The sequence below is a fragment of the Candidatus Protochlamydia sp. W-9 genome, assembly GCF_001950615.1.
Lineage (GTDB): Bacteria > Chlamydiota > Chlamydiia > Chlamydiales > Parachlamydiaceae > Protochlamydia > Protochlamydia amoebophila.
Genome location: NZ_BCPZ01000310.1, coordinates 1 through 236 on the forward strand (window position 1 = coordinate 1; position 236 = coordinate 236).

At 28.4% G+C, this 236-nt stretch carries 1 pseudogene; it reads left to right on the forward strand.

The window, feature by feature from the left end:
- Positions 1 to 128: 128 nt before the first annotated feature.
- Positions 129 to 236, forward strand: a pseudogene (locus BU804_RS12290) (IS982 family transposase); the annotation flags it as partial.

The window sequence follows — 236 nt, forward strand, 5'->3', positions numbered from 1 at the left end:
AACCTGAATTTTGAATTTATCTCTTTGATAATAAATAAGAAGAATAAAATTTAAATGACAAAAGACCTCTGTATCATTTAAAACATTTGTTTCCCCAAACTAATGTTTAATATGCATGAGAGGTCAAAATGGATTTAATCAAATTATATTGTAGTGTGGATGATTTTTGGAAGTCTTTTGAGCAGAAATGGAATAAACAGTTAATTGATCATGGCAAAACAAAGCGAGGACCTCAA